Consider the following 22707-nt stretch of genomic DNA (forward strand, 5'->3'; position numbering starts at 1 on the left):
ACACCCCCCACCGGCCCCCCCTAACGCCCCCCCCCCCCCCCCCCCCCCCCCCCCCCCGCCCCGGGCCGGCCGTGTATGCCGTCCCCCGGAAACCCCCCCCACGTCCATGTCAGGGCCGACCCACCGAACCTCGGCGTCGACCCTGTGCTGCCTGCCGCGGGGCGGGGAGCGGGAGAGCCGGGATCGGCTACAGCGGGGATGGTCGTCTACGTTCGGACAATCCCATGCCGGCGACTGCTCACTCCACGGTGCCGTCGTCGTCCTCATTCAGCTCTGACGCGTCAGGGTCACGCAGCGTCCAGGGCGCCGCAGATGGGCTTGCAAGGAAGGGACACCGGCTCCGGCCAGGGCGCGTCTACCAGGCCACTCCGAGGGCTTCCAGCTGCCCGAGCTGCTCGGCGGACAGCTTGTCCCGGCGGGCCTTGGTGTTGTTGAGCCAGGCGCCCAGCGACAGCCCTTCGCCGGTCTTGTACGGGCGCGGAACCCGGGCGTGGCCCTCCCACTCGACGAACTCGGCCAGCGCCGCCAAGTGGAGCTGGAACCGGTCCGCACGGGACAGCTTCGGCTTCGCCGCGGCGGCGGCCTTCGCGGCCACCAGCTCGGCGTCCGGCTCGATGCCGATCGCCGCGAGGAGGTCTTGCGCCCGTTTGCGGGGAACTCCTCCAACCCGTCCGGAGCCCTTGCGCACTCGTGCTGGGACGAAGGCGACGACCTGGACGACGACGAACGGGCCGCGCTGCCGGGTCACAAGGCGGACACCGCCCGCTACGCTGCCCACTACGGTCTTCCACCGGCGGAGACGGTCGACGACGTGATCACGCTGCTGGTGGCCGCCGGTGTCCTCCACGAGATCAAGGACGCCGAAGGCCAACTGCGCCTGCACCCGGCTTTCCCCATGCCCGCGCCGGCCGACGTGTTCCCCCTCGACGAGGAAGAGCTCGCCGTACAGCGGAAGTTGCGGATGGACATGGCCTACTCCGGCGATTCCTTCCAGATCATCAACCTGTTCGAGCCCCGGGGACAGCGCCGAGAAGAGATCACGACCAGCCTCGAACGCCTCGCCCGCGTCATCGACGGGGACCCTCACGACGCCCGCCAGGCCGTCCTGCTGCTCCTGGAAGCAGGCGACTTCACCGCCAGCGCCGACGTCGCGGTAGTCGCGCCGCACAAGGTGTTCCGGCTACGGTGCGACTGGGCGGAGTTCGACCGGGGCAGGATCGGCATCCACGGCGTCAACGAGGACGGCCAGATCCTGGTGACCCTTCCGGAGGACTGATCACCCCAGAGCCGGACGGAGCCGCGGGCGCTGTTCGAGGACGGCTTGCCCGGAAGAGTGCCTGGCGGGGTCAGTGTGTGGCGTCGACGGCGATGCCGACGAGCTGGAGGATGGCGTGGCCCCAGGCGGTGGCGGCGATCAGGACGCCGAACACGACGGCGGTGAAGACCGTGAAGGCCTCATCGACGCGGCTGCGCGCGTGGGTGGTGCGCCGCAGGCGCGCGACGATGACGACGCCGTGCCCTCCACGACAAAGCGCTCCGCGCCGTCCCGCTGGGCCCGACCCGCCAGCCGATGCCCCTCACCGGTGCCGCGTGACCAGGACCCCTGCCCTCCGTCCCGCAGTATCCGCCTCCGGCGGGCTGGCGTCCCGTGCCGCTGCCGCCACCGGGCCGGTCGTCACCGCGAGCCTGAAGGCCTGGAGATGGCTCGCCTTCTGCCACTCGGCGGGAACGAACAGGCGCCAGGAGACCGGCACGGACGCGGTGTCGGAGGCGGCATGCAGACTCACCCCCACCTGGCAGTTCGACTGCTGCCCGCTCACGCTCACGGACCGCGACCAGTACCTCGTGCTCTACAGCGCGCCGCCGGGATCCCCTGACGCCGAGGCTCTGGCCTTCCTAAACGCTCTCGGATCCGAGAGGTTGACGCGGGCAGGTCGCTCTGACGAAGCCGGACACGAGCGGGCGGTCTCACCTCACGTTGCGCTCACCGTCAGATCCGTCAACGGGGCCTGAGACAGCGGCAACAGGGGCCGGGGGACCGTGTGGAGGATCCCGTCATGGCCGAGCACGGCGGGGACCGCCAGGCCTCCGGCCCCTTGCCGCCCTTCGACCGGTCGCTCACCGAGGCCACGGCGGCGAGCTGAGGACTCGCCAGGTGGTTCGCGAGAGCCTTCCGGTTCGCTACCCATACCCAGGAATCCGGCGGATGCCGGGCGGCGGGACGCGTGGGCGAAGCTATGCGGCTCCGTCCGGGTCGTAGCCGGCTCGGGGAAAGGCGCTGGCAGAACGGCGTGGGCCGGTTGGCGCGGCAAAGGTTTCCGGCCCGGCGGCACGTGAATTCGCCCGATTAATAGGTAGGTCCCCTCGTTGACCTGGAATCCGGGCACTTGCTTTGCTTCTGCTCGGGACGGACAGCCCGGTTCAACGAGCCGGGAATCCGGGTGATTTCCACTCAGTCTTCGTTGTCTGCCGATGCCATGGCGGGCCAACGGATATCCGGGTGTGGCCGGAAGAATTCGCCGTCCTGACGGTTTCCAGAGATCGAGGAGCAGAAATAGTGCGCATCAAGAAGACGGCCGGGATCGCCTCGGCACTGGCATTGTCCTGCCTGATTCCCGCAGTCACGGCCAGTGCCGCCGATGCCGCCCCCGGGCAGGCACCTCAGCACCACCAGCGGCACGGCCTGGGCTTCATCCCCGCGTCCGCGATGCACCCGGCGGCCGTCGACCAGGAGGCCGGAAGCAGCGCCCAGGCGCCGCTCGCGCAGCTGGCTGCGGTACCGGCCAGCGCGGATCTGACCCGGTACGCGCCGGTGCCGGGTGACCAGGGCGAGGTCAACTCGTGCGTGACCTGGGCCACCGGCTACACCGGTTACGGCATCCTGATGCACGAGCAGGGGATCGGCGGCGCACCGATGGCACCGATGTACATCTACTCGCAGGTCACCGGGGGCCATGACGAGGGCACCGGCACGGACGACGTCCTGTCGATGGAGAAGAAGCAGGGCATCGACACCAGGCGCGACTACTGGCAGGGCGATTTCGACTACCGCACCCAGCCGGACGCCAAGGAACGCGCGAACGCGGCGAAATTCAAGCTGTCCGGCTACAAGTCGCTGCCCGCCCAGGGCAGCGCGGCCAAGGCCGCGATCGAGAGCGCGATATCCCAGGGCATGCCCGTGCCGATCGGAATGAGCGTGCGCCAGAGTTTCATGGACCTGAACTCGCGAGCTGCCTCCAACTACAGCTACCTTCCGGGCGATTCCGCCAGTGATCCGGTGGTCGGCGGCCACGAGGTCACCGTCGTCGGCTACAACGCCAAGGGCGTGAAGATCGAGAACAGCTGGGGCACCGGCTGGGCGCCGGCGGCTTTGTCACCGTGCCGTGGAGCTTCTTCGATACCGGCGACGTCGACGAGGTCCACGCCATGGGCAAGCTCGTCCAGGGCTGACCGACACCGCGGCCCCTTCCCGGCGTTCACCGGCCGGGAAGGGGCCGCGTCCGTGCGTCGGGGCGACGGCCCGAGCGGCCCTGGGGCCGCCGATCGGGGGCGACGTGTCAGTCCTGCCCGGTGCCGGCGAGGTCCAGCCGGGAGACGATCCGCAGTTTGCGCATGGCCCGGGCGACGTGGTGTTCGACGGTTCGCGGGGACAGGTGCAGCTGCGTGGCGATCTCGCGGTTCGTCATGCCGGTCGCGGCCAGTGCCGCGACCTCCTTCTCCCGGGGCGAGAGCTGCTCGCCGTAGGACGGGCGGCCCGGCGGGCGGCGCTCGGCCGTCGTGCGGCGCAGCAGCGCGCGCACCCGGGCGGCGTCCCAGGATGCGCCGAGTTCGTCCAACTCCGCTGCCGCCGAGAGAAGTTCGTCGGCCCCGGCGGGGCAGAGGGGATCGGCTGCGAGGGCGGCGCGGCCGGCGTACTCGGCGAGCAGTGCGGCCTCGTGTGGGCGGGGCAGGGCGCGATAGGCGGCTCTGGCCTGACGGTAGTGGGTCACGGTGGTACTCGGGTCGCCGTCCGATTCGGCGAGCAGGCCCTGGCACCATTCGAGGGCCGCGTGCGCGAACGGGATGTCGCGGCCCTCGAGTCCGGCCGCCAGTTCGGCCACCATGGCGCGGGCCAGGTGCGGCCGGTCGGCGCGGATCGTGGCCTCCACCGCCCACGGCGCCGCGTGGGCCGCCCACGCCCACACGCCTTTGGTGCGCAGCGTGGCCCAGATCGCGGCCGCCTGTTCGGCGGCCTCGGCGGTCTCGTCGCGGGCCAGCGCGAGCCGGATCCGGGCCCCGGCGGACACCGCGCGATGCGGGATCTCGCGATCCGGCGGCTCCGGCCCGGTGAAGGAGACACCGAACTGTTCCCAGTCGCCCTTGGCGAGCGCGATGACGCCCAGGACCAGCTGGGCCTCGTTGACGATGCACGGCATCCGGTCGGCGTCCGCCATCAGCGCCCGGACCCGGTCGGGCAGGCCGGACCAGCGGCCGGTGGCCCAGTCCAGCACCGCCGAGCCCAACCGTACGACCTTGTCGACGTGCGGTGCGCCGCTCTGTGCCGCCAGATCCAGGGCCTCGCCTAGCAGGTCGGCCGACCGGTCGTAGCGGCCCTGCCAGAACGCGCCGTCGGCCGCGTTGCACAGGGCGCGGGTGCACTGGTAGAGGTGCCGTGGGTCGTCGCTGGTCCGTGGCAGGTCCGCCAGGAGCCGCCAGACGTCCGGGTCGCCCATGGACATCAGGAGCGGGATCCGGCTGGCCAGGATGGCTGTTCGGGCGGCCGGGTCGCCGGTCCGGACGACGGCGGCTTCGGCCTGGTCCAGCCAGGCACGGTTCTCCTCGGCCGAACTACCCGGCAGGTGGGGCGAGGCGAGGGCGGCGAGGGCGCGCGCCGCCTGCTCGGGACGGTCGGACAACTCGTCGCTAGCCAGGACGAGTTCACCGCGGGCTTCGGCGCTGCGGTCGAGGTGGTTGAGCAGCAGCAGCCCGAGGCTGAGCCGGATCTCCCCGCGGATCATCCGGGGCAACGCGCAGTCGGCGACCACCTGGCGCAGCATCGCGGCTGTCTGCTCCGAGCTGAGTCCGGCCACCGCGCTGCGGGCCAGGATCGCGCCGAGTCGGGCCCGGACCGCTCCGGGCGCGCTCGGCTCGGCGAGGGCCTCCTCGACGAGGGCGATGGCAATCTGGTGGGCGCCGGTCCCGGCCGCCTCCTCCGCAGCCTTGGCCAGGCTGTCCAGCCAGTCGGCCGCCTGGCCGGCGGCGTGGTGGTGGCCGGCCATCCGGGCCCACGGAACCGGCTGCCGACGGGCCAGGAGCTCAGCGGCGCGGCAGTGCAGCTCCTCCCGTGTCGGCCCGGGGATGGCGCAGCGGACGGCTGTCGCGGCCAGCGGGACGCGGAACCCGTAGCGGTCGGGGCCGAGTTGGTGCAGGGCGGCAGTGCGCACCGCGGCCAGCAGCGCAGTCCGTCCGCGGGCGCCAGGCAGTCCGGCGATCTGGGACAACTCTGCGGCGCAGGCAGGGTCTTCGAGGACCGCCGCGGCCCACACGATGCGGCGCTGGGCGGGGGGCAGGGCCGCGGTGCGGCCCAAGGCCAGCTCGGCTAACCGAACTGGGGGTGCCGGGGCGGCGGTACGGTCCGGCGTCTGCGCGAGGTCTGCCAGCACGTCGGCCACGACCTGGGGAGTTCCGCCGGAGCAGTGATGGAGTCGGGCGGCGAGGTGCGGCGGGCAGGGGCCACCGAGGGCCTGTTCGGCCAGGCGGCGTATCTCGCTTACGTCCAAGGGTTCGAGCCGGACCCGGACCACGGTCAGGTCGGGCGGGTAGTCCACCGTGGCGCCCAACGCCAGCCCGGGTTCGGGGAGTTCCTCCGGCCGGTAGGTCAGCACGGTGCACAGGCCCGCCGGCGGGTGCTCCAGCAGCCGGCGCAGTGCCCGGCGCTGGGACGGATCCGCGTGGTGGACGTCCTCGACGACCAGCAGTCCGCTGGGCCGGGCAGCGAGGAACCCGCCCCACTCCTCGACCGCGGCCGGCGCCGATCGGCCGGGATCGGGTGCCGGCGTGGCCGTGCCCGGCTCCCATGCGACCGCGGCGCCGCCGGCGGAGACCCGTAGCACCACGGCAGCGGTACGTGCGGCCTCCGGCAGGCTCAGCAGGCGGCGGACGAACGTGGTCCTGCCCATGCCGGCCTCCCCCTCGACCAGCACGAGCCCGCGGCGGCCCGCGGCGGCGGATGCCATCAGCTCCCGCAGCCGCCGCTCGTTCACACCCTCGCGCACATGGACTTCCCTTCGCCGTGCAGAGCCCGAAGACGGTCCGCGAACGTTGTGGCACAGGTCCGCGCAGGCCGGGCCGCAGCCCGCCGCGAGGCGAATCACGAACCTACGGCAGGGGCGTGGCCCGAGGCTCTGGATCCATGTTTCGTCACTGTTCCTGCACCTTGGGCCGGAATTGCGCGGATCTCGCATCCGTCCGCTCGGCGGCAGCCCAAACGCGTCACGGTCAAGGCCTGTGGAACGGTGGCCGCCGTCACCGTCTGCAAGCCGCAGGCTCCCTGTTGCGAGAGAACGGGCCCCCGGCCGGAGCCGGTGACGCCCACGACCCGGTCCGGCTCCTCCACCGTCATATCGATCCGCTGGCCGTGCCCGTTGCCGACCGGCGCTACCAGGCCTCGGGATGTCGCTTCACTGTCGGCGCCGACTGGGAAGCTGGCGTCATGGACGACGAGGCGCTGATGCGAGGCCGGGTCTACGGAGCCGACCACGACATCCCGACCCCGGCCCGCAGCCCGCAGCCCGGCCACGAGTACCGCGCCCCGGGCCACCGAGGCCGAGCATCATGACGCCTGCTGACCCGCCGCGCCGCAGGATCCGATACGGTGTCAGCGGCACGAAGCGCACGCCGTTCGCCGTTGCCGTCCTGCCCGCGCTGGGACGGCTGCGTCGGCCAAGGTCTCCCGGGGCCCGCTCACCTTCCGCACGCATCCTCTGCGGACAGGCGCGGGCTGTCCGGAGAGAGACGAGCGATGCCCAAGAAGCAGCCCACACCGGTAAGAAGGCCCGCGCCCTGCAGGCGTCGACCGGCGGGAAGTACACCACCGCCCTGCGCGCTCAGACCCAGGCCGGCGAGCAGAACCTGCAGATCCGGACCCTCGCCGCCGCGCTGCGGTCGGCCGGACTCACCGCCGACGCCCGGCGGCTGATCGGCATCGCCGAATGGGCGGAAGAGCGCACCCGCCTGCTCGGCTTCTCCAACGTCGCCAACGAGGCATCCCACTGCGGGCGGAGGATCCCGGCGGCCGTGATGCGGCAGCTGCAGCGCATCGAGGATCAGACCAGCGCCGCCCTCGACGCGCACATCGATGGTGACTATCTCCGCGACGACCGCGAGGTTCTGCGGGCCGCGGCCCTGCTCCTGGCGGTCATCGCCGAAGGGGCGGAGCGCAGCGACTTCGCAGACGCGATCAGCGGCGCTCTCAACGGCTTCGAGCCGAAGATGGCCGCCGACGCCATCCGCGATCTGAAAGGTTCGCTGGCGGAACCGGCCGCCGAAGGCCCCGACACCCCGGCCGCGAACACCGCCCGGGCCGCCGCCTCCTTGCTCGCCCAGGCCGCCCGGATGCCATCCGGCGCAGATGAACACTGGCTGGCCTGCGCCACCCTTATGGAGGAGGCCTTCAGCCTGGTGAGGACGCTGGCCCGCACCCTGGCCATCGAGCCGGAAGAAGACATCGCGTGCTGCGACGTCGATGAGGAACTGCTGCTGAGCCTGCGCAAGCGGTTCGACCTGGCCACGCCGGCCGGTGTGAGCGAGGCACTGCGGGAGTTGACCGAGCGGGCATGGCAGGCCGATGGCGTCCACTGGACACGCGGGACTGTGCACGTCGTGTACCTGACCGCCGAGCGGATCTACGACCTCGCCAGGGCTGATCAGCGGTTCGACGCGCAGGATCGTGCGATCCTCACCGGCGCCTTCGTCATTTTTGAGCGTGAGGCGGAACAAGCCCAGCGGTACCACGACTGAAAGGCTCCTGGCCTGGATCGCGGCGTCTGACCGGCTGCGTCAGCCATAACCGCCTGCTGCGCTGCGCCGGGATGACGTCCCGTCGCCGCGCAGCAGGAAGCGGTCCAGGCCGCTCGTAGTCGCGGCCCGACGCCGGACAGGTCGGACATCGGGCCGCGACCGGCGCCGACCGGTTGCACGGCCTCGATCGTGGCGGCCGGGAGAGGTCAGCCTGCGGCGCGGGCCATCTCGAGGTCGGCCCGAGAGAAGGCGCTCATCGTGTTCTCCGGCGCGTTGCGGACGAGCTTGACCAGCCCTTTGGGGGGAGTGTCCTGGTCGTACCGGACGGCAGGGGCGGTGATGTCGTCCAGGAGACGGTTGAGCAGCTGGGCCAGGGCCGACGTACCGCCGGTGCCGCCGCCCTGGCTGTAGCCCAGGCCCTCACCGGGGACCTGCGGCGCCAGCCAGAGGCCGCCGTCGTCGGTGCGCACCCACACTGTGCCGTAAGAGAAGATCACCTCGCTGAGACGCGACGTGGTGGGCAGCCGCTGGGAGGCGGGCGCAAAGAGCGTGACCCGGCCGCGGGCACTTTCGGTCCGCACGACCGGCAAGCCGGTCGCCGGGTCGTGCAGCAGCTCACCTTCGTCCCGGTCGGAGAGTACCCAGCGTTGCAGCACCGTCAACGGCCGATCGACGGGTGCCGGCTCCAGGCGCTTGGCGAACTCGGCCGCCGGCGCACTGCTCTGCGGGTACAGCTCGCAGATCTCTCCTGAGGGCCAGTCGGCGCCGCCGTCCCACCGCTGGGCGTACAACGCCGCCTGGTATGCCAGCTGGTCGGTCCGCTCGGTGATCTGCGCCCAGCCGGCTCGCCGGATCACCTCCGCCGGCTCCGGCTCGCGCTCGCGCCCCAGCGGTGCCGGGCGGGCCGCTACGACCAGGCCCTTGCACCCGTCGAACGGAGACTTGTCCTCGTCGATGGACTTCAGCATGCTCAACGCCGCGGCGGTGTCGCGGCGGTGTACCTCGCGGGCCAGCCACAGGCACACCTGACCGGCCGGGGAACCGTCCGGCTCGTACGCCGCCAGGCGCAGCAGCGCATCCTCCGCCGCCCGGGTCTGCGGGTACTGCGCGGCAACCACCGCCGCCGCCGCGCCCGGCCTCCAGGCCAGGATCGCCTTCTCGTCGCGCAGCGAGCCGTGCCAGTACGGCACCTCCGTGCCGAACAGCCTGGCCAGCTGCGCCCAGGACGGCTTGTAGGGCCTGCCGGTGTCGTCGGGCAGCAGGTCGCAGGCTTCCAGGTGCGGGGCGTCCAATCCCCACACGCTGTCGCTGACGACGACCGCCTGGTAGTGCTCGGCAGCCTTTCGGCCGTACTTCTCCCACAGGGCTGCGAGCAGCGCCCTGGGCGAGGAGTAGGCCGGGGAGAGCGCGTAGCCCATGGCGACCCGGCCGACCGCGGTGTCCCAGGACAATACGGCGAAGCGACCGATCAGCTCGGCGCCCTGGAAGGCCGCGGCCGCACCCGGACGCGGGGCGGTGGTGAGCAAGCCCTGCGGCTCTCCATCCGGCTCAGGCTGCGCGGCGCTGTTGCGACCGAAGTTCACGAAGTGCTCCCCTCCTGGTGATGCCCGGCCGATCCGGGCCAGTCCCCAGCCCTACCCACCGGGCCAGGTGGTCAGCCATCCGACGCGGAGCGCAGCGGCACACCGGGCGCCCCTGCGGTTGGCCGGCGCACTGGCCGCGCTGTCGGTGCCAGCTGCGATCGTGGTGACGCATCGTCATGCCATGCTCACTGGAGGTCGGCGTGGAGTACCGCAGGATGTCGCCGGAGGCGAAGGCTGCCTTCCTCGCCAAGCAGGGTCTCCAGGTCAGCCTGGCTGGTGCCGAGGAGAAGCTCAGCCAGCTCGATCGGGGTCACGGGCAGCATACGGCCGTGGACCTTGGCTTCCCCACCATGCGTGGTGATCGATGAATCCACGAGGGTGGACTGCCGCATGGTGCTCAACCAAGATCGAGAACCGATTCAAAGAAGCGTGCATCAAACGCCCTTCAGAACACGATCGAGCGCTGCCCGGCCAGCGGGCCCCCACGTCGGCTTGCCGCCCGGAAGGCTCCGATCTCCGGCCTGGCCCATAAGGATGAGGAAGAGGCTCTTCATGGCGGCCAGCCCGCGGGCACGCCGGATCGTCGCCTCGTCCGCATGCGCGTACACGTCGAAGAACCGAGAGGCGGCGCCCGAGGGAAGGAGCACCCATGCGGCCGCGAGGTCCCACGCCGGATCCCCGGCGAACAGGGCATCGAAATCGATCACGCCCGAGAGCGTCCCGTCCGAGACGACGACATTCGCGGGATGGAGGTCACCGTGCAGCCATACCGGCGGGCCCGCCCACTCGGGGGCCGCAACGGCATCGTCCCAGACGTCCCGGACAGCCCGAACGTCGGCGGCAATGCCGCCGGGGGCAATGCCCTGCAAGAACTCCTCGAAGCCGGCCGTGCACTCCTTAGGGTGAGCGCCGCGGTCCGACATGGTGGGCGCCTCGGCGGGCGCCTCCACATGGAGCGCCCTGAGGAAACCCGCCAGAGTGTCGGCCGCGTGGTCACCGCGGCTGATCGAGGTGCAGTCCAGCGGCTCGCCGGGAACCCACGTCATCACGGTCCAGTGCTTGGGGAAGCGCGCAGACGGTTCACCGGACCGCACCGGGGTCGGCACCGGGAGCGGCAGACGCGGGGCCAAGACAGGCAGCCATCGGCGCTCCTTGAGCTGGAGCTCCGGGGTGGGGGCCATGCGCTGCATGCGCACGGCCAACTCGTCCCCGAGGCGCCACATTTGGTTGCCCCAGCCGCCCGCCACCTCGCGGATGGCCAGCCTTGCAAGGTCTGGATGTTGCTCCCGCAGTAGGTCGCGGACCAGGTCTGCGGTGATCTCGATCTCGGTGTCGGTCATGCGAAGTCATAGTAGTAAGGCGGCAGACGGAGTTAGTTTGGAGGAGGGCCCCTGTGCGGCAGCTGCAACACCATGGAAGGCCAAGGCAAGGAGTTCCTCGCCCGCCAAGGCAGCGTGCAGCACCTCCTGAACTGCAACGGCTGCCGTACCCACCGCACCCTGCCACCGCACCACCGGCTCGCCGCACTGCGCCGCCATCTTCATCTCGAACGTGGCGTTCGTGACTGTGACTGGCCGATGCACATGTGCGTGTCCGTCACCGAGATCGACGGCGGCGGGTACGAGTGCAAGGTGAGATGCCCCGGGCAGAGACGCTCCTCGAACCTGCAAATGACGGAACCCGACGCTGACCACATCCTGTCGCTGATGATCGAGTCAGGGATGAAGCCCTGCGATCCGGGCCCGGGGACCCTGTAGACGGCACGCCTACGCGTCCCTGCTCACGTCCGCGAAGAGACCGGTTGGCAGGGCCCGGGGCAGTTCTCAGCGGCGTGTGGGGTTGAGGTGATCACATAGCCTGCGTTGGTGGTAGGCGCCGGCGACGCCGGTTCCGACGGCCGTCCAGAAGGGTTTGGCGGCGTGCATGTGGCCGCCGAGGGTGTGCCAGGCGAGGTCTGGGTGTTCGGTACGCAGCCGGGCGAGGCCGGCGGCGGCCAGGCCGAGTCGTTGGTAGGCCTCGTGGGTGTGCGGCTCCTCCACCCAGCCGACGCGGCAGCGGCTGCAAATCCGGTAGTCGACTTCGAAGACAGGTTCACCGTTGAGGTAGGCGCTGCGGCAGCGCCACGTGGAGCGCAGGGGCGAGGGAGTGTCCTGCCAAGGCGTGCCGAGCTCAGGAGCCGCATAGGGGCCATACCGACGCCCGAGCCGGCCTCGGGTGAGCCAGCGCAGGGCCGCCCGTAGTGGTTCGCGGCCGGAGTCCCGGCCAACCTCATCGATCTGGGAGAGGAGTTTCCTGGCTGCCTGCAGATCCTCTTCTAATGCCATGTGCTGCACCTTGCCCGGGCGCCTTCGATGCAACCTTCCGGCGCTGAACCGGCCGGACCGCAGAACTGGCTGCCGCTCCCGGCCGGAGCGCTCCGCCTGACCTGACGCTCACGAGGCTGCGGCCGAGGACTCCAGCGGCGGCGACACACGAGCCTCATCCTTCTCTGCTGTGGCGGGTCTGCGCCGCGGTGGCCATTTCGGAACTGGAACAAGGCGGCCTCGACTTGGTGGTCGTCTCGGGCAGCATCGCCAAAGCCGTCTACTCTCGGCAGATGGACATACCATCCCAGCAACTGCCGGTGCTGCGTCGCTGGATGGGATCCGCACCAGGTCATCCGCTGCGCCGTCTCATGGAGCTGCCCAGCCCCGATCCGGAGGTGGTCTACGCCTGGTGGCGTGACCCAGTGCTGGTCGTCCTCGAAGAGATACTTACCGTCCTGGAACAGGCCCATCCGGTGGGTCTTGAGTCGATCGCGCGCACCTTTCGTGCCTTCGACGATCCCTCCTGGGACGGGATGGAGAAGTTCCTGCAACACCGTGCTGAGCTGGTCGTCGCCGCGCTCTTGGCCGAGTCCGGGGTGCCGTTCCGTTTCAACACAACGGCGGGTCCTGACCTGCTGTTGGACGGGGCTCCCACCTGCGCGATCGAGGTCAGCTCGCGAAGCCCGAAGAGCCTGTTCAACCTCAACCAGGTCCTCGGCGAAGGCCTACGGGCACGCGGGTTTCCCGACACCCTCACGATCACCGCCGAACCCATCCCGCCAGTGGAGATCCGCAGTCAGGTCCGGGACGCCATCGTGCAGCAGTTCCTTCCACCAGACGGAAGCCCCGGCGTGGGACGGCTGCGGGCGATGGCGGCACCGTCCCGCCCCGACGACGGTATCCCGGCATCGTGGGTGACCGTCACCCGTGGCGGCTCCGGAATCACCTCCTACTCGGCGCCGTACGACAGCCCGCACATGACCGCCCTGGCCCAGTCCGTCGCGACGAACGTGCTCCGCGACAAGCGGAAGACCTTCGAACGCATCTGGAAGCCGCACGACGCCTTCCTCGGCCTGGCCGCGCTGGTCGCGGACCCCAACCAGCGCACCCCCACCCTCACCTTCTCCATCAACCCCTACGCCGATCCGGAGCACGTTGCCCACCTCGCCTCCGGAGTGAGCGGGTGCCCTGCCTTCGGAGTACTGCAGGACCTGATCTGACTGGCACCGCCGGTGTCGGCTGTCGAGGCCGAGGGCGATGGTTCCGGCTGCGCTCGCCGCCCGCCGCGGGCAGGATCAAGGCGGTTACTGGTCCGCTGGGTAGGCCATCGTGAGGGAGTGCTGCAAGAACGCCATACGCTTGTCTTCCATTTGACCGAGCGCCTGGCTGACGTCGGCGCCCAGGTAGCCGCCCCATGTTGCGATGCCGGACTCAAGCGCGCCCATGACGACCATGACCGCGGTCATGACCGTGGCAGCCGACACCCGCCCGGCCCGAGCCCTGCCCTACGACCTCGTCGTCAACGAGGAGGAGACCGACACCCGCGGCCAGCTCCACCTCGACCTCGAAAACCGCGGCGAGGCCGGCGCCTGGCTCTACGTCTACGACCGCACCGCACCCGCGGCGGCCCCGCGCCGCTACGCCGTCTCCGGCGGCGACACCCTCACCGACTACTGGACCCTGCCCGGCTCCGGCCGCTACCACCTCGCCGTGCACGGCCCCAACGGCTCCCTGCAGGAGTTCGAGGGCGAGGCGGGCACCGAACTGGTCGCCCGCTTCGACCCCCGCGGCACCAGCGTCCACGTCCGCAACAACGGGCCCGCGCCCCGCACGGTGAGCGTCGCCGACGCCTACGCCAAGGGCTCCGCGAGGACCCGTACCCTGCGCCCGGGCGCCTCCGTCCAGCTCACCTTCGACGTCGACCCCCGCAGCCGCTGGTACGACGTCTCGGTCACCGTCCCGGGCACGCCCGTCTTCCGCCGCCGCTGGGCCGGCCACCTCGAGAGCGGCCGCCCCGGCACCAGCGACCCCGGCCCCCGCTGACCGGCCCCCGTCCTGTCCCGCCCCGGCGGGACGGGACAGGCCGCCGGGCCCACCGCGCCGGGCACGCGTCGCCCATCGCACGCATCGCCATCGCACCAATCGCATGCAGACGCATCGCGTGCAGATAATGTTCGCCGGCCGCACCGCGGAACGAAATTCAGCAGGAACCTGACACCCGGGCCGAATCCCCGCACCCGCGCGCGTGCGCGTTCGAGGAAAAGACCGCCACGATCACGGGTCAGCAAAGAATTCCAGCCAATGATTCCGCCACAGGACCGCATGCCCTAACGTGAACACGCCCTCCATGTAAGAAACATGAGGGGCCGTCATCTGCGCCCGGGCATGCGCCGCCGGCCACCCTGGCAGGACAGTCGATCGTTTCCGCGCCGAGGCCGAGCGCCTTCGGGGCATTGGGAGTCGGGCATGCCTATACGAGCCATCGCTGGGCCTCGGACCGGGGAATCCGGCCAGACTTTCGCGCGGGCAACCGTGGAGAACATCGAGATCGTCGAACGCTTCCAATACAAACAGGAGATCTCCAACAATCGCGGCCACGAGAACGCAGGCGTCCCCACCGGAAAGATCACGATCTCCATTCCGTACGACGGCGGCCAGTACTTCACCCGCGAGGCGATCGCCGACACCGAAAAGACCGCAGCCGCCCCGGGCCCCGACGCCACCGCCCTGGTCGGCCACCTGCTGCTGAGCGACTACGACAAGACCGACCTCGGCTCCGCATCCGGCCTGGACGGCAGCTACGGAGCCGTCCGCATCGAAGTGCCGATCCACGGGGGCAGGAAACGCCTCGCCGCCGACCGCCAGGAGTGCGTACTGGAACACGAGTACGCACCGGACCCGAACTGCCTGCACGCCGAACCGATCACGGTACTCGCCGAACTGTTCGACCCGGACGGGGTCACCCTGCTCCCCTTCGACAGCCAGACCGACGAAACATCGCGCGCGACGGGCCTGTCGACCGGAGACGAGGGAGCCGGCAGGCTCCTCCTCGACAAGCTGAAAAGGCTCCCGTCCCTGCCCTTCGAGGAACAGCAGAGGATCGCCGGCCTGGTCACCTACGCCGCCGAGAACATCGCCCAGCAGGCCAGCTTCCGCTCCTACCTGCAACTGCGGCTGCGCGTACGCCTGGTGCTCCCCAGACAGGACGACGGCAAGCACACCGACGCCCCGGTGCTGCGCCGGGTGTCGGTCGCCTGGCCGACCATCACCTCGCTGCGCGCGGTACACCTGCACCTGCTCGACGCCTCGGCCGACCCCAGCCCCGTCATCACCTACAACCCGGTCACCAAGTGCCTGGAGTGGCACGACATGCCGCTGCGCTCCAGCGCGATGGACTCGGAAGACAAGAGCCTGCAGGGTTACGAGAGCTCGACCATGGTCCTCACCATCGAGCAGCCCGGCGAGCTCTACCTCGCCCCCGAACTCCACGGACGCGTCGAGGTGGACGTGCCGGACCGGCTGCTCTCCGGCACCGACGCCCGCCTCTTCACCGCGACCGGCATGCAAGCGGCGCACGGCCCCCGGCTGAAGACCCAGATCGAATCGGAGTTCAAGCTCGTCCTCGGCGACGCGTTCACCAAACGCGTGCAGAGCCCGTGCCAGCACCTCTACTTCGACGAGGTGATCCCCGACCGCGCGCGGATCACCGACATCCAGGCCGCGCTCGAGACCCGCGGCTACGACGTGTTCCATTGCCACCTCGGCGGTGACGGCTCGGCCGGCGGGTCGGCCCTGCGCTCGTTCGTCCTCGCCTGCCGGACCGAGGGGCCGGACCAGATGGCGCTGTGGATCTACGTCGAGGGCCGCCACCTCACCACCGAGCGGCAGTCCCAAGTCGACGGCGGGACGACCTACACCACCCAGCTGAAGAGCGGCGACCTGCGGCTCTACGTGCGCGGCACACTCGCCGGCCACCGACGGGAACTCGTGCTGGAGATGAACGCCCTCCAGAAGGCGCTGCGGGACCAGTTCGCCCGCATCCGCCAGCTCACCTGAACCCCGCCGCAGCATCAGGAGCCCATCGTGCAGACCTACATCAGGGACCGTGCCCCCCGGCTTCGCTGCCGGGACTGCGGCGGACTGCGGAACATCAGAAACGTGTGCCACCACTGCGGCGGCGCGCTCTGCGACGAGCACGCCGTACGGTCCACGGACGCCGAAGGCCGCAACCTCACCTCCGAGTACGCCGACCTGGACCTCGACACCACCCCCGTCATCCACTGCCCGGCCGACCACCACGTGGTCAAGGGCCCGCTGAAGAAGTGGCTCTGGGGCGGCGCGGGCGGCGCGCTGCTCGGATTCCTCCTCGTCATCCTCGACGCCAACCCCTTCACGCTCCTGGTGTTCCTGGCAGGCGCCGGCACGGCCGCCTACGGCTACTACGGCGAACAGCACCGGATCCGGCGCATGCTGGAGAGTCGGCCGAAACTACCGCTCACCCCCGGCCTCGACTCCGTCGAGATCGCCGAACGACTCTCCGGCGAACTGCTGTTGAGCACCGAGGGCGTCTACACCTCGGCCGTCGACCCGGTGGACGGAGGCGTACAGCTGCGCCTCACCTTCGGGCAGAAGGACCGCGACCGGCTGAAGTGCTACCGCGCGAAGTACCAGCTCGGCCCGGCCGCCGAGGCCGACTTCTCGGCCGGATACGTCCTGCTCGCCGGAGAAGCCGGCCTGCGCTTCAAGGACCCCGCGCTCAACGGATGCGTGATCCCGCTGGTCGGGCGCGTGAGCGACCATCCCTTCCTCGACACGGCCGCAACCTCCGCCGGCGCCCAGTGGCAGGCCTCGTTCCCGTACGCGCTGGACGCCACCTCCCAGCCGGACCACCTGCCGCTCTGGCTCACGCCGTCGCTGGTGCCGGAGCAGGACCGGCGCACCTTGGAGCTGGAACTGCAGTGGGTGCCGTTCCGCAGCGGCGGCGAGGCGGACCTGCGGCTGGAGTCCGTCCACCTCCTGCGGCTGGAGGTGCCGGCTGCCTGGGGGAACGTGGAAAGCGTCTCCTCGCCGACCGCCGGGAACTCCATGCGCCACTACACGATCTCGGACGTGATCATGCCGGACGGCCGGCCCCCGTACCGGACGATCGAATGGGTCCAGGCCGCGACCAGCACGGAGGAGCGGACGAAGAAGCGGCTGGTCGTCTCGGTCCGCTTCGAGAAGCAGATCAAAACCACCGACGCGGTCAAGGGAAGGATCGAGGCCCGGTTCGGCGGCACGCTCTCCGGCCTCACCGGGGTGTCGATGGCGCACCCCCTGGGCGGCGGCGTCCAGCAGCCGGCCAGCGACCGGCGCGCGCACGCACAGCCCGGCCGGAAGACGACCGCCCGCACCGAGGTGGCGGCGGAGTTCACCCTGAACCTCGCACTCGTCCGCTACCAGGACGTGCGCAAGGTGCCGGACCGCAGGGTGGAGGACGACTCCGCGCGGGAGGAGAAGACCTCCTTCGGCGGGGTCATCCCGGACCACGAGACCGTCATCGCCCTGACGAACGCGCTGGCCGAGCACTACTACATCAAGCGGGTCCTGGAGAACCCGCCGCGGGGCAGCGGCCGGGCGAACACGGTGAACCGGTACTGGGACATCGCCGGCCGGCTCTACGACGGGGTGCTGCCCATCGACTTCCAGATCATCCTCACCGGCGTGGAGACCCGCCTGGGCGGGATCCGCGCGGAGCGGGGGGACGCCGAGGTGGGCGTCACGGTCACGGCCTCCTACGCCAACGAGGCGATGAAGGAGACCATCGGGTCGGCCTGGGACGGCCTCAACCACCGGGTCGGCGAGGCGCTGAAGCACGCGCTGGCGTCCCAGCCCCGCACCGTAGCGCAGCCGCCGCAGCGCGAGGAGGCCGTCCTCGACACCGGGAGCGTGCCCGGCCCCAGGCCACCGGCGGACCGGCCGGCCGCCGGCACCGACGCCGACGCCGCCGAAGCCAAGAAGAAGCGCCGACAGGACCTGACCGACGCACTGCTCGCCGGCCGGATCTCGGAGGCGATCTACCTGACCTTGCGCGCCGAGATCGACGAGGAGCCCTGAGCGATGACGTGGAAGTGCGTGGACTGCACGCAGGAGGAGAAACCCGACGGATCGGTCCGGATCGACAGGATCTGCCACCACTGCGGCAAGCCGCTGTGCGCCGAGGACCAGGTTCTCGTCCACGACCCCGGCTTCAGCCCGTCCGAGGACGGCCTCCTGCTCCCGCCGGCCGTCCACTGCAAGTCCTGCAAGCAGGCGCACCACCCGCGGGCCGCCGCGGTCGACCCCCCGGCGGCTAACAGGTGAGCGACATCCACGCTGAGATCACCCCGACCAGGCTGACCGAAGGGCGCATCGCCGAGCTGGTCGTGCGCCTGACCAACGACGGAGAGGGAGTCTGCACCGACATCGTCTTCGTCCTCAGCCTGCCGCCGCAGCTGAGCCTGCTGGCCGGCGGCTCCCGGATGGAGCTGGCCGAGCTCGCGCCGGGGGCCGGCGTCGACCACCGCATCCAGGTGCGCTCCTCGAAGCCAGGCGCCTGGACGGCGACCAGCCGGAACTTCTCCTACCGCGACCGCGCGTCCCGCCCGGTCCGGATCCCCGACTTCGCCGTCACCCTGGAAGTGCTGCCGAGCTCGGCGCTCCCGGAACCCGAGAAGCCGAAGCTGGCAGTCGAGGTGACGACGACGAACCTGCCGTGGAACGAGGCGACGGTGATCCGGGGACGGGTGGCCAACCGGGGGACCGTGGCGGTGCAGACCCTCGAAGTGGCCCTCGGCGGGCCCTTCCGGGTCGAAACCCGGGGCTCGACCGGCACACTGGGCGAGCTGCCGCCCGGCGCGTCCACCGAGTTCCTGTTCTACGCCAAGGCCCTCGACCGGGGGACGGCGGTCCCCCTCCACGTGGAACTCGACTACGCGGACCGCCACGGCCGCAGCTTCCACGTCGCCCACACCGTGGCGGTCGGCGTCAGCAGCGCACCGCTGCACCGGCCACGACCGCCGCGCCTGAAGATTCTCCACCTGGAGGCCCTTCCTGACCGCCACCGCCAGTCCTCGCGCCTCGACCACGAAGTGCGCGCCATCCGCGAGGAGATCCGGCTCTCCGGCCACCGCGAGTCCATCGAGGTCGAGAGCGAGCGGGCCGTGCGCGCGCGGGACATCACGCGCGCGCTGCTGCGGGAACGGCCCCGCATCGTGCACTTCTCCGGTTACGGCGACCCGAACGGGAACTACCTCGTCGAAACGGACGACGGCGGCGTCCACCCCCTGCCCCCCGCCTCCCTCGCAGGGCTGTTCGCCGCCGCTGGCCACGGCACCGAATGCGTCATCCTCAACTCCTGCGGCTCGGACGCGACCGCCGAGGCCGTCGTGGAGCACATCGGCCACGTCATCGGGATGCGGGAGGAGATCGGCGAGTCCTCCGCGATCGCGTTCAGTGTGGGCTTCTACCAAGCCCTGGCGGCCGGCTGCACGATCGCCGAGGCCTTCGAACTCGGATGCGTGCAGATCGCCATGACCGCGTCCAGGCCGGCCGAACACCTGGTCCCGGTGCTATGGATCCGAGCGAACAAGAGGTGAACGACGTGGCCGCGATCTTCGAACGCTACACCCAGGAGATGAGGAAGGAGTTCGGCTACCTGTCGGCATGGCTCCCGACGACGCGGATCGACGTCGGCGACGTCGGATACCTGGACCGCGCCCGCTTCGACCGGCACACCAGCCTGCCAGAACTCGGGATCGACGCGGCCACCCAGCCCGGCCGCACGCTGGCCGACCTGGACTACGCCTCCCGCGGCAGCGTCGCCGTCACCCTGGAGGAGTCCGCGCGCGGCCTTCCCGGCGGACAGGACGCGGAAGTCACCTTCAGCCGCGAGCACGGCGTCCTGTTCCAGGCCCGCAAGTGCCGCACCACCCGCATCGCCGACCTCCAGGCACTGGGACGCGCCGTGCTGGCACTCCACCGCGAGGGCAAGTGGGACGCCGCCGCGGTCGTGGTCACCGAAGTGGTCCACTCGGGACCGACGGTGATCCTCGTCTCGAACCAGCGCGGGGCCCGGATCGGCCTGCGAGCACACGCCGCCGCCCCGCTGGCCGGCGCGCTGGCCCTGGCCGACGCGGCAACAGGACTGAGGGTCGTCAGCACCCAGGGCATCGGCGTCAAGATCATCGAGCCGCGCGGGCTCACCCCGCTGTTCCGCGTGTGCGGCATCCGCCGCCGCCTGCTCGGCGACCCCGACTTCGAGCACCGCGGCGAGCCGACAGCCACAGCGGAGCACACCGGTGAGCAGTGGTACTTCTCGACACTGACCTACGAGGACCTGGGCGCCTAGGGGCTGTGTGATGTTGTGATCAGTCTTCGGGTTCCGCCTTCGTTCGGGGGCGGAACCCGGTAGGACTGTGCCTGTGACGCGCAGGCAACTCACCGATGATCAGTGGACGTTGATCGAGCCGTATCTGCCGGTGGGCAGGTTCGGTCCGTACCCCGAGCGGCTGCGGGAGCAGTTCGAGGGGGTGATCTGGCGGTTCCGCTCCAGTGCCCAGTGGCGGGAGATGCCTGCCGAGTTCGGGCCTTGGCCGACCGTCTACGGCCGTTTCCGGGTCTGGCGGGACGCCGGCGTCTTCACCGCCCTGCTTGAGGGTCTGATCGCGGAGGCCGCCCGCGTGGGGAAGGCGGACATGTCGCTGGTCAGTGTGGATTCCACGTCCGTGCGTGCTCACCAGGATGCCGCCGGGATGCTCCTCGACGAGGACGTCATGGAGGCCCTGGAGGAGGCCGCGCGCGAACAGGAGGAGGCCCGGAAAAAGGGGCGGCCCGCAGGAACAGAACGGACAGGACGAGCGGCGACGCGCCCGGCTCCGGCGCAAGCTCCGCCTGAAGGAAGCCCTGCTCGGCCGCTCCCGGGGCGGGCTGACCAGCAAGGTCCACCTCTCTGCCGACCGCAGGTGCCGACCGTTGTCGTTCGTCCTGACCGAGGGGCAGGCCGCCGGACAGTCCGCAGTTCATCCCCGTCCTCGCGAAGGTGCGCGTGCGCCTGCCCGTCGGCCGTCCCCGCACCAGGCCCGGCGCGGTCGCCGCGGACAGGGCCTACTCGTCCCGCGGCAACCGCGCCTACCTGCGCAAACGCCGAATCAAGGCCGTCATCCCGGAGAAGAAGGACCAGGCCGCCAGCCGGCAGAGGAAGGGCAGCATGGGTGGCCGGCCGGTCGGCCATGACGCCGAGCTCTACAAGGAGCGCAACACCGTCGAGCGCCTGATCAACCGGCTGAAGGCGTGGCGAGGCATCGCCACCCGCTGCGACAAGAAGCCCGAGAGCTACCTCGCGGGCCTCCACCTCCGCGCCTCGATGATCTGGATCGACGACCTCCTGCGGACAGCCGACTGATCACAACATCACACAGGCCCTAGTACGAGGACCTGGGCGCCTGGAACGACCGCGCCCCACCCGATCAGCCGGCGGCCCGACGGTCTTCCCACCGGGCGCGCCATCCGCCGTCCTCCCCGTCGCGGAGGATCAGGGCGACGCCGAAACAAATCGGTGGGCAGCCGCCCAAGGCTCGGCTACGGTCGGCGTGTTGGCGGCTCCGCGGCGAAGTGTGGAGCGATATCAACTGCCCGTGGTGCTACATCGGCAAGGCCCGGTTCGAGCAGGCCCTGGCGGTGTTCCCGCACCGCGCGGAGGTGGAGGTCGTGCACCGCTCGTTCGAGCTGGACCCGAACGCGCCCCGTACGGCCCGTCCCGTGATCCCGCTGCTCGCCGCGAAGTACGGGATGAGCCTGGAACAGGCCGAGGCGGCCGAGGCCCGGATCGCGGAGAACGCGTACGCGCAGGGGCTGCCGTACCTGGACAGCGGACGGGACGCGGCGAACTCCTTCGACATGCACCGGCTGCTGCACTTCGCCAAGGAGCACGGCCGGCAGGCCGAGCTGCTGGACGCGCTGTACCGGGCCAACTTCGCCGAGGAGCGCTCGGCGTTCGACGCGCAGCGGCTGGTCGAGCTGGCCGCCCGAGGCCGGGCTGGACAGCGGGGCGGCCGCCGCCGTGCTGGCCGATCCGCAGGCGTACGCGCAGGCGGTGCGCGAGGACGAGGCGACGGCGAGCGCCCTGGGAGCGACGGGCGTGCCGTTCTTCGTCCTCGACCGGCGACTCGGGGTCTCCGACACGCAGCCGGCGGAGACGTTCACCCGCGCGCTGGAGCAGGCCTGGGAGAGCCGGCTCCCGGCACCGCTCATCCCGGTCGGCGGGGCCGACGCGCAGGCCTGCGGACCGGACGGCTGCGAACTGACCCGGCGGTAGGGCCCGACGCCAGCCCGCCGCCCCCGCCGGCCACCTCGCGCCCGAAAGGCGAATCCGCGCGGTTCAGCGCCCGAATCCGGGCCGTCGCTGGATTCCGACAACCCTCTTTCTCCCTGCCTTTTGTCGGTTTGTGGTCGTTGTGGTTGCGGTCCGGGTGCGCTCGTTCGCGGGTTTCGCGGACGGAAGCACCCTGACCGCTTGACCCTTTCCCGTTGCGTCCGGCATGGCCGGCCGCACGCCCGCTCAAAGGCGGGCCGGGGTGGTGGTTGGAGAGGGAGCGGCGCGCGGATCCGGAACGGGCTTGGCGGCTGTTAGGAGCGCCGGATATCCCGAAGAGGCAGCAGCGGCCACGACACCGGTAGTAGCCCGCGAGCACCCCTCAGCGCCCCGCCCAGCCCGACAACCGCGACGGACCAGGCCGCCGCCGCCGACCAGCTCCGGCGCCCCGGCGTGGTGACGAACAAGGCCCGGACGCGGTGCTCCAGGC

The 22707-nt window shown here is 70.9% G+C and carries 18 protein-coding genes and 4 pseudogenes; 15 read left to right on the forward strand and 7 right to left on the reverse strand.

The window, feature by feature from the left end:
* Positions 1-355: 355 nt before the first annotated feature.
* Entirely contained in the window at positions 356-748 is a 393-nt protein-coding gene (locus tag ACZ3YL_RS38815; protein WP_188309880.1) for a helicase associated domain-containing protein, read from the reverse strand.
* Here ACZ3YL_RS38815 and ACZ3YL_RS38820 point away from each other — a divergent pair.
* Complete coding sequence (locus ACZ3YL_RS38820) at positions 638-1276, forward strand: DUF6042 family protein (RefSeq protein ID WP_223243592.1); 639 nt, start codon at positions 638-640, stop codon at positions 1274-1276. The genes ACZ3YL_RS38815 and ACZ3YL_RS38820 overlap by 111 nt on opposite strands.
* A 436-nt stretch (positions 1277-1712) precedes the next feature.
* On the opposite strand, the pseudogene ACZ3YL_RS38825 reads toward ACZ3YL_RS38820, so the two are convergent.
* Positions 1713-1814, reverse strand: a pseudogene (locus ACZ3YL_RS38825) (transposase); the annotation flags it as partial.
* A 1175-nt stretch (positions 1815-2989) separates the two neighbouring features.
* Here ACZ3YL_RS38825 and ACZ3YL_RS38830 point away from each other — a divergent pair.
* A pseudogene (locus ACZ3YL_RS38830) lies at positions 2990-3301 on the forward strand (C1 family peptidase); the annotation flags it as partial.
* A gap of 256 nt (positions 3302-3557) precedes the next feature.
* Here the strand turns inward: ACZ3YL_RS38830 and ACZ3YL_RS38835 are convergent.
* On the reverse strand, positions 3558-6254 hold the full coding sequence (locus tag ACZ3YL_RS38835; protein ID WP_465662283.1) for a LuxR C-terminal-related transcriptional regulator: 2697 nt from the start codon (positions 6252-6254) through the stop codon (positions 3558-3560).
* A gap of 437 nt (positions 6255-6691) precedes the next feature.
* Between ACZ3YL_RS38835 and ACZ3YL_RS38840 the strand changes: the two genes are divergently transcribed.
* Both ACZ3YL_RS38840 and ACZ3YL_RS38845 read left to right on the forward strand, forming a co-directional pair.
* Positions 6692-6817, forward strand: coding sequence for a hypothetical protein (locus tag ACZ3YL_RS38840; protein WP_262986125.1), 126 nt, complete (start codon positions 6692-6694; stop codon positions 6815-6817).
* Complete coding sequence (locus ACZ3YL_RS38845; protein WP_465662285.1) at positions 6814-7998, forward strand: hypothetical protein; 1185 nt, start codon at positions 6814-6816, stop codon at positions 7996-7998. The genes ACZ3YL_RS38840 and ACZ3YL_RS38845 overlap by 4 nt, the downstream gene beginning before the upstream one ends.
* Before the next feature lie 206 nt (positions 7999-8204).
* Here the strand turns inward: ACZ3YL_RS38845 and ACZ3YL_RS38850 are convergent, their stop codons facing one another.
* Positions 8205-9581, reverse strand: coding sequence for a hypothetical protein (locus ACZ3YL_RS38850; protein WP_465662287.1), 1377 nt, complete (start codon positions 9579-9581; stop codon positions 8205-8207).
* A 200-nt stretch (positions 9582-9781) separates the two neighbouring features.
* Here ACZ3YL_RS38850 and ACZ3YL_RS38855 point away from each other — a divergent pair, with 200 nt between their 5' ends.
* Complete coding sequence (locus ACZ3YL_RS38855; RefSeq protein WP_465662289.1) at positions 9782-9949, forward strand: hypothetical protein; 168 nt, start codon at positions 9782-9784, stop codon at positions 9947-9949.
* Positions 9950-10015: 66 nt separating this feature from the next.
* On the opposite strand, the gene ACZ3YL_RS38860 is transcribed toward ACZ3YL_RS38855, so the two are convergent.
* Positions 10016-10921, reverse strand: a complete 906-nt coding sequence (locus ACZ3YL_RS38860) for an aminoglycoside phosphotransferase family protein (protein WP_465662290.1) — start codon at positions 10919-10921, stop codon at positions 10016-10018.
* Positions 10922-10993: 72 nt separating this feature from the next.
* Between ACZ3YL_RS38860 and ACZ3YL_RS38865 the strand changes: the two genes are divergently transcribed.
* Complete coding sequence (locus ACZ3YL_RS38865; protein ID WP_188309871.1) at positions 10994-11338, forward strand: hypothetical protein; 345 nt, start codon at positions 10994-10996, stop codon at positions 11336-11338.
* A gap of 66 nt (positions 11339-11404) precedes the next feature.
* On the opposite strand, the gene ACZ3YL_RS38870 is transcribed toward ACZ3YL_RS38865, so the two are convergent.
* Positions 11405-11905: a hypothetical protein gene (locus ACZ3YL_RS38870; RefSeq protein WP_223243591.1), complete on the reverse strand. Its 501-nt coding sequence runs from the start codon at positions 11903-11905 to the stop codon at positions 11405-11407.
* A gap of 188 nt (positions 11906-12093) precedes the next feature.
* Between ACZ3YL_RS38870 and ACZ3YL_RS38875 the strand changes: the two genes are divergently transcribed.
* Complete coding sequence (locus ACZ3YL_RS38875) at positions 12094-13107, forward strand: hypothetical protein (protein WP_465662293.1); 1014 nt, start codon at positions 12094-12096, stop codon at positions 13105-13107.
* Between the two features lie 84 nt (positions 13108-13191).
* Here the strand turns inward: ACZ3YL_RS38875 and ACZ3YL_RS38880 are convergent, their stop codons facing one another.
* Positions 13192-13353: a hypothetical protein gene (locus tag ACZ3YL_RS38880; protein WP_188309869.1), complete on the reverse strand. Its 162-nt coding sequence runs from the start codon at positions 13351-13353 to the stop codon at positions 13192-13194.
* Between ACZ3YL_RS38880 and ACZ3YL_RS38885 the strand changes: the two genes are divergently transcribed.
* The 8 genes and pseudogenes from ACZ3YL_RS38885 (at position 13352) to ACZ3YL_RS38920 (ending at position 22220) form a co-directional block, all read left to right on the forward strand.
* Positions 13352-13930 (forward strand): phospholipase domain-containing protein, encoded by a 579-nt coding sequence (locus ACZ3YL_RS38885; RefSeq protein WP_465662295.1) that lies wholly within the window; start codon positions 13352-13354, stop codon positions 13928-13930. The two genes, ACZ3YL_RS38880 and ACZ3YL_RS38885, sit on opposite strands and share 2 nt — an antisense overlap.
* Positions 13931-14419: 489 nt before the next feature.
* Entirely contained in the window at positions 14420-15943 is a 1524-nt protein-coding gene (locus ACZ3YL_RS38890; protein WP_188309867.1) for a hypothetical protein, read from the forward strand.
* Between the two features lie 27 nt (positions 15944-15970).
* Positions 15971-17983 (forward strand): hypothetical protein, encoded by a 2013-nt coding sequence (locus tag ACZ3YL_RS38895; RefSeq protein ID WP_465662297.1) that lies wholly within the window; start codon positions 15971-15973, stop codon positions 17981-17983.
* A 3-nt stretch (positions 17984-17986) separates the two neighbouring features.
* A complete protein-coding gene (locus ACZ3YL_RS38900; protein ID WP_188309865.1) occupies positions 17987-18229 on the forward strand; it encodes a hypothetical protein in 243 nt (80 codons plus the stop codon).
* Entirely contained in the window at positions 18226-19503 is a 1278-nt protein-coding gene (locus ACZ3YL_RS38905; RefSeq protein ID WP_188309864.1) for a CHAT domain-containing protein, read from the forward strand. The genes ACZ3YL_RS38900 and ACZ3YL_RS38905 overlap by 4 nt, the downstream gene beginning before the upstream one ends.
* Positions 19504-19508: 5 nt before the next feature.
* On the forward strand, positions 19509-20255 hold the full coding sequence (locus ACZ3YL_RS38910) for a hypothetical protein (protein ID WP_465662300.1): 747 nt from the start codon (positions 19509-19511) through the stop codon (positions 20253-20255).
* A 73-nt stretch (positions 20256-20328) separates the two neighbouring features.
* A pseudogene (locus ACZ3YL_RS38915) lies at positions 20329-21308 on the forward strand (IS5 family transposase).
* A 149-nt stretch (positions 21309-21457) separates the two neighbouring features.
* Positions 21458-22220 (forward strand): annotated as a pseudogene (locus ACZ3YL_RS38920) (DsbA family oxidoreductase).
* The last annotated feature ends 487 nt before the right edge of the window (positions 22221-22707 follow it).

The sequence above is a fragment of the Kitasatospora sp. NPDC023176 genome, assembly GCF_055560495.1.

Bases quoted from the DNA above. Each gene is read 5' to 3' on its own strand.
- ACZ3YL_RS38840 (WP_262986125.1), top strand. From the start codon at position 6,692: ATGGACGACGAGGCGCTGATGCGAGGCCGGGTCTACGGAGCCGACCAC.
- ACZ3YL_RS38845 (WP_465662285.1), top strand. From the start codon at position 6,814: ATGACGCCTGCTGACCCGCCGCGCCGCAGGATCCGATACGGTGTCAGC.
- ACZ3YL_RS38860 (WP_465662290.1), bottom strand. From the start codon at position 10,921: ATGACCGACACCGAGATCGAGATCACCGCAGACCTGGTCCGCGACCTA.
- ACZ3YL_RS38865 (WP_188309871.1), top strand. From the start codon at position 10,994: ATGGAAGGCCAAGGCAAGGAGTTCCTCGCCCGCCAAGGCAGCGTGCAG.
- ACZ3YL_RS38870 (WP_223243591.1), bottom strand. From the start codon at position 11,905: ATGGCATTAGAAGAGGATCTGCAGGCAGCCAGGAAACTCCTCTCCCAG.
- ACZ3YL_RS38885 (WP_465662295.1), top strand. From the start codon at position 13,352: ATGACCGTGGCAGCCGACACCCGCCCGGCCCGAGCCCTGCCCTACGAC.
- ACZ3YL_RS38880 (WP_188309869.1), bottom strand. From the start codon at position 13,353: ATGACCGCGGTCATGGTCGTCATGGGCGCGCTTGAGTCCGGCATCGCA.
- ACZ3YL_RS38900 (WP_188309865.1), top strand. From the start codon at position 17,987: ATGACGTGGAAGTGCGTGGACTGCACGCAGGAGGAGAAACCCGACGGA.